Source organism: Streptomyces turgidiscabies Car8 (assembly GCF_000331005.1).
Taxonomy (GTDB): Bacteria; Actinomycetota; Actinomycetes; order Streptomycetales; family Streptomycetaceae; genus Streptomyces; species Streptomyces turgidiscabies.
Window position 1 is genome coordinate 1 of the sequence record NZ_AEJB01000180.1, and the last position, 5,669, is coordinate 5,669.

Consider the following 5,669-nt stretch of genomic DNA (forward strand, 5'->3'; position numbering starts at 1 on the left):
GGCGTGTCGGAGACCTGCACGCCGTTCTCGGCGGCCAGCGGTTCGGCCTTGGCGCGGGTCCGGTTCCACGCCCGGACGGTGTGGCCGGACCGGGCGAGGTTACGGGCCATGGCGGCGCCCATGATGCCGGTGCCGAGCACGGCGACGGAGAGAGCGGGTGTCTCGATGTCGGTCATGGGCTCAGTAAAGCAAGTGGACGGGGTCTTGCCGTCGGGTGAATCCATCCACCAAAATTCCGCACGATGGATAAAATATTGAACCGGAGCCGGCCGTGACCCCGGCACTGAAGTCAGCGAGCGGCCTCCTGGCCGCACTGGCCCTCTGTGTGCTGGGCACCGCCCCGGCCCCCGCCTCGGCGGCGACGCCCCACTCCGCCACCACGGCCTCCGTCCCCCACATCTGGCCGACACCCCAGCAGTCGCGACCCGGCCACGGCACCCAACCGGTGCCGAAGCAGGTCGTGGAGGTCATCGGCCACGCCACCGACCCCGCCGCCCGCGCCCTCGTCGAACGCGTCCTGCGCGACGCCGGCGCCCGCACCATCCGTACCGTCACCGCGGGCCACCCGACACCTCCCGCCGCCCTCACCGTCTACGTCGGCGGCCCCACCGAGAACCCGGCGACGGCGAAGGCACTCAAGCACCTGCACGCCGCACCCCCCACCGGGCTCCCCTCCGGCGGCTACACGTTGGCCACCGGCAAGGGCACCATCGCCCTGTCCGGCGTGGACGCGACGGGCACGTTCTACGCGGCCCAGACCCTCCGCCAGCTGATCACCCACGGCTCGGTCCCCTCCACCACCGTCCGCGACTGGCCGACGACCGCCCTGCGCGGAGTGATCGAGGGCTTCTACGGCGCCCCCTGGACCCAGCAGGACCGTCTCTCCCAACTCGACTTCTACGGCCGCACGAAGCAGAACGTGTACGTCTACTCCCCCAAGGACGACCCGTATCTGCGCGCGAACTGGCGCGACGACTACCCGCCCGCCCAGTTGGCGACCCTGAAGCAACTGGTCGACCGGGCCGCCCAGAACCACGTCCGCTTCACCTACGCCCTCTCCCCGGGCCTGTCGGTCTGCTACTCCTCGGCCGCCGACGTCCAGGCCCTGGTCGCCAAGTTCGAGTCGCTGTACGCGATCGGCGTGCGCTCGTTCGCCGTGCCGCTGGACGACATCAGCTACACGGCGTGGAACTGCCCTGCCGACGAGCAGAAGTTCGGCACGGGGGGCGGCGCGGCCGGCACCGCCCAGTCGACGCTCCTCAACTCGATCGTGAAGGACTTCGTCGACGCGCACACGGACGTGACCCCGCTGGAGATGGTCCCGACCGAGTACTCCGACCTGGCCGACTCCCCGTACAAGACCGCGCTGCGCGAGAAGCTCGACCCCTCGGTCGTCGTCGAATGGACGGGCGTAGGAGTCATCGCGCCGACGATCAGTACCGAACAGGCCCGCCAGGCACGGGAGTTGTTCGGTCACCCGATCCTCATCTGGGACAACTACCCGGTGAACGACTACACCACCAGCCGTCTCCTCCTAGGCCCCTACACCGGCCGCGAGGCAGGCGTGGCCACCCAGGTCACGGGCATCACCGCCAACCCGATGGTCCAGGCGGAGGCCAGCAAACTCGCCCTCTTCACCTCGGCGTCCTACGCCTGGAACCCGAAGGCGTACGACCCGCGAGCCGCCTTCCTCGCCTCCGTGCGGGACTTCGCGGCCAACTCGCCCGAGCACACAGCCACTTCCCTTCGCGTCTTCGCGGAGAACAACTACTCCTCGCTCCTCGACGCCACCGAATCCCCCACCCTGACCCCGCTCCTCAAGGCGTTCACGACCGCCTACGAGAGCGGTGACGGCCTCGGCAGGGCGGCCCGCGCCCTGACCGCCTACTTCAGGACGATGGCCGCCACCCCCGCCGACCTCCGCACGAACCTCCCCAACTCGCGCTTCCTGACCGAGACTTCGGCCTGGCTCGCCAAACTGGGCGCATACGGAGAGGCAGGCGGTACGGCCGTACAGCTGATGCTCGCGCAGGCGAAGGGCGACTCGGACGCGGTGTCCACCCTCTACGCCCGCCTCCAGTCGCAGCGCAGGCAACTCGACTCGGTCCCGCAGCAGATCGCCCCCGGCGTACTGGACCGCTTCCTGTTCGACGCGACCCTGCGAGCCGCCCCCGACCCGGGCCCGGACGCCTCGTTCACCCCCACTTCCCTCTCCCTGCCCCCCGGCGGCACGACGACAGCGACCCTCACGATCACCGACGACCGCTCCACCACCGCAAGCACAACCACCTGGAGCATCAAGCCGGTTGACGGTCTGACCGTCACCCCGTCCACGGGCACGGTCACCGTCCCGGCGGGCGGCAAGGCCACCGCGACCGTCACGTTCACGGCGGCATCCGGAGCGAGCGCGGGCACAAGGTCGGTCGCCGTCACCGGAGAAGGACTGATGAGCCGGGCGATCCCCATACAAGTAACCGGAGTCGTCGGCGGCAGCGAACGCGCCCTCACCGCCAACTTCAGTGGCGCGTCGGTCAGTTCGGTGGACCTGGCCTCCGGCACGTCGACGGAGATCCCGGTCGGCGCCAACCCGGGGGAGATCGTGGTCAGTTCGGACGGCCGCACCGCCTATGCGGCGAACCAGGGCTCGGACACCGTGAGCGTCATCGATGTCGCCGCCGCGAAGGTCACGTCGACCGTGGCCGTCGGGGACGTACCGGCGGGCCTCGCCCTCACCCCCGACGGCCGCACCCTCTGGGTCGCCGACTACTCGGACGACGCGGTCCAGCCGATCGACACCGCCACCGGCAAAGCAGGATCAAAGATCCCGGTGGGCGACGGCCCGGAGAACATGGCGATCACCCCGGACGGCACCACCCTGTACGTGGCGAACATCCACGACAGCACGGTGAGCCCGGTGGACATCGCGACAGGCAGGGCGGGCACGCCGATCGCGGTCGGGCCGAACCCGTTCAACGTGGTCGCGGCTCCCGACGGGCGAACGGTTTACGTGTCCAACTCCGGCGGCTCGACGATCACTCCCATCGACACCGCCACGAACGACACCCGCCCGACCTTCCTGGTCACCGGTCAGGCGTACGGCCTCGCCGTCTCCCCCGACGGCCGCACCCTCTGGGTCAGCGCGAGCAACGGTGACACGATCACCCCGCTCGACACGGTGACGGGCGCTCCGGGCACCCCGGTCACCGTCGGCCGCTCCGCCTTCGACGTCACCCTCGACTGGAACGGCACCACGGCCTACGTCACCACGGCGGACACCAACACCCTCATCCCCGTGACAACAGCAACAAAAAAGGCAGGCACCCCCCTCAAGACGGGCGCCTACCCTTTGGCAGCAACGGTGACAGGAGTACCGATCAGCTAGTTCCGGGACAGGTTCACCCGCGCCCCATCCTCCAGGGGCGCGGGGAACCGACCTTTCAGGGGCGCGGGGAACTGCGCGAAACCACAACGCACCGGCACCCAGAGACGGCACCGAAACCCGCCGAACCGCCCCCGAAACGGAGTGCTACTGCATCTCGGCCCAAGGATCGATGACCGCCGGACGCGCCGGCGCGGGCGCGGCGGCCGGACGGCAGGTGAAACCGAGCCGGTTCAGCGCCGCGATCATCTCCTTCTCGGTGAAGTCCCGCCGGTCGAGGCGGGTGATCACCGCGCCGACCTGCTTGACGGGGTAGTCCACGCCACCGATACCGACGGCCGCACTGGTGATGGGCTCGGGAGCTACCCCGTCCATCTTGTGCGTGACCTCGCTCATGATCAGGTCGAACGGGAATCGGGCGATCACACAACGCATGGTGCCTCCGCAGGTCAGAAGGGTCCGGGGTCAGTGGTTCTGGTGCCGGTCGGCCTGAAACCGACCGGCTGGGGTGAAGCTGGGACGGCGCGGGGGTCAGCCGGCCTGACGGGCGTCGGAACCGGGGCGCCGGTTACGGGGCGCCCTGCGTCGGCGGCTGCGAGGCTCACCGGCGGAGTCCTGCTCCGTACGGGCCGACGGGTTGCCGCCCGACACACGCGGCGGCTTGGCACCGCCACCCGTCGGACGTGAAGCCTTCTTGGCGGTGCCGCCACCCGCCGTACGGCCCTTGCCGGCGGCGCCACCGCCCGCTGTGCGCGCCGTGGCCGAACCGCCCTCGGCGGAGCCGCGGCGGGAACGCGAACCCGAACCCGAGCCGGAACCCGCGCCCGAACCGGACCGGGACCGCGAGGATCTGGACCGGCCGCCGGAGCCGTCGCCCTTGGGGGCGGCCGGCGGGGTGGGGGCCGGAACCGGGATGACCACAGGTATGCCCGAAGGCGTACGGGCACCGGTGATGCGGGTCAGTTCGGCGGCACCGGGGGAGACCTTCGCCGTGTTCGGGTCGACGCCGGCCGCCCGCGTCAGGCTCCGCATCTCGCGGCGCTGCTCGGGCAGGACCAGGGTGACCACGCTGCCGGAGGCCCCGGCACGTGCCGTACGGCCGCCGCGGTGCAAGTAGTCCTTGGCGCCGCCGGGCGGGTCCACGTTGACCACCATGTCGAGGTCGTCGATGTGGATGCCACGGGCGGCGACGGCGGACGCCACCAGCACGGTGACCTCGCCCGTCTTGAACTCGGCGAGTGTGCGCGTGCGTTGGGGCTGGGAATCGGCCACCGTGCGGGGCTGCCGCACGGACGCCGCTCTTCAGCAGGTGCTTGGTGAGACGGTCGACGCTGCGCCGGGTGTCCATGAACATGAGCACGCGCCCGTCACGGGCGGCGATCTCGGTGGCGACCGTCTTCTTGTCGACGTCGTCGACGTAGAGCACGTGGTGCTCCATCGTCGTGACGGCGCCGGCGTGCGGGTCGGTCTCGTGCACCAGGGGCTCGTGCAGGTAGCGGCGGGCGAGCCGACCGACGTCCGCGTCGAGCGTGGCGGAGAACAGCATGCGCTGACCCCTGCGCGGCACCTGGTCGAGCAGGTAGGTGACCTGTGGCAGGAAGCCCATGTCGACCATCTGGTCGGCCTCGTCGAGGACGGTGACGGAGACACGGTCGAGACGGCAGTCGCGGCGGTCGACGAGGTCGCGGAGCCGGCCGGGCGTCGCGATGACGACCTCGGTGCCGGCGCTCAGCGCACGGGCCTGACGCGAGATGGGCAGACCGCCGACGATCGTCGTCATCCGCAGGTTCATGGCGTGGGCGTGCGGGGTGAGCGCGTCCACGACCTGCTGGGCGAGTTCACGGGTCGGTACGAGGACGAGGGCCAGCGGGCGTCCCGCTTCGGCGCGCTGTCCGGCGAGGCGGGCCAGCATGGCCAGGCCGAAGGCCAGGGTCTTGCCCGAGCCGGTCTGACCACGGCCCATGACGTCGTGACCCGCGAGGGTGTCCGGCAGCGTGGCCGCCTGGATCGGGAAGGGGACGGTGATGCCCTCGACGGTGAGGGAGGCCAGCAGCGAGGGCGGCAGGCCCAGGTCGGCGAACGACCGGTTCATGCAGAACCTTCCTCAATGCGGCACGTCGACAGAATCACGGCAGCGCTCAGCGTCCGCCGCGACAGCGGCAGTACACAGGACAAGAAGGCCGTGGGGACGGGCCGAAAGGAAACGAGCGGTGAAGGGGATGACCCGAAGCGGGAATGCCCCCAAGAATCAGGGACGGCGACCGGTCTCCGGTACTGAACCGTCCCGAAA

General features: G+C 70.5%; 3 protein-coding genes and 1 pseudogene. 1 reads left to right on the forward strand and 3 read right to left on the reverse strand.

What is annotated here, in order from left to right; all coding sequences use genetic code 11:
* Nucleotides 1–176: NAD(P)-binding domain-containing protein (locus tag STRTUCAR8_RS11225; RefSeq protein ID WP_044472020.1), on the reverse strand; the 176-nt coding region annotated here is incomplete at its 3' end.
* 95 nt (nucleotides 177–271) lie between these two features.
* On the opposite strand from STRTUCAR8_RS11225, the gene STRTUCAR8_RS11230 reads away from it, so the two are divergent.
* The gene (locus STRTUCAR8_RS11230) at nucleotides 272–3,382 is read left to right on the forward strand and encodes a beta-N-acetylglucosaminidase domain-containing protein (RefSeq protein WP_006375775.1); all 3,111 of its coding nucleotides are present in this window, start codon (nucleotides 272–274) and stop codon (nucleotides 3,380–3,382) included.
* 144 nt (nucleotides 3,383–3,526) lie between these two features.
* Here STRTUCAR8_RS11230 and STRTUCAR8_RS11235 read toward each other — a convergent pair whose 3' ends face one another.
* On the reverse strand, nucleotides 3,527–3,814 hold the full coding sequence (locus STRTUCAR8_RS11235; RefSeq protein WP_006375774.1) for an SCO5918 family protein: 288 nt from the start codon (nucleotides 3,812–3,814) through the stop codon (nucleotides 3,527–3,529).
* Nucleotides 3,815–3,910: 96 nt separating this feature from the next.
* Nucleotides 3,911–5,471 (reverse strand): annotated as a pseudogene (locus STRTUCAR8_RS49535) (DEAD/DEAH box helicase).
* Nucleotides 5,472–5,669 lie beyond the last annotated feature (198 nt).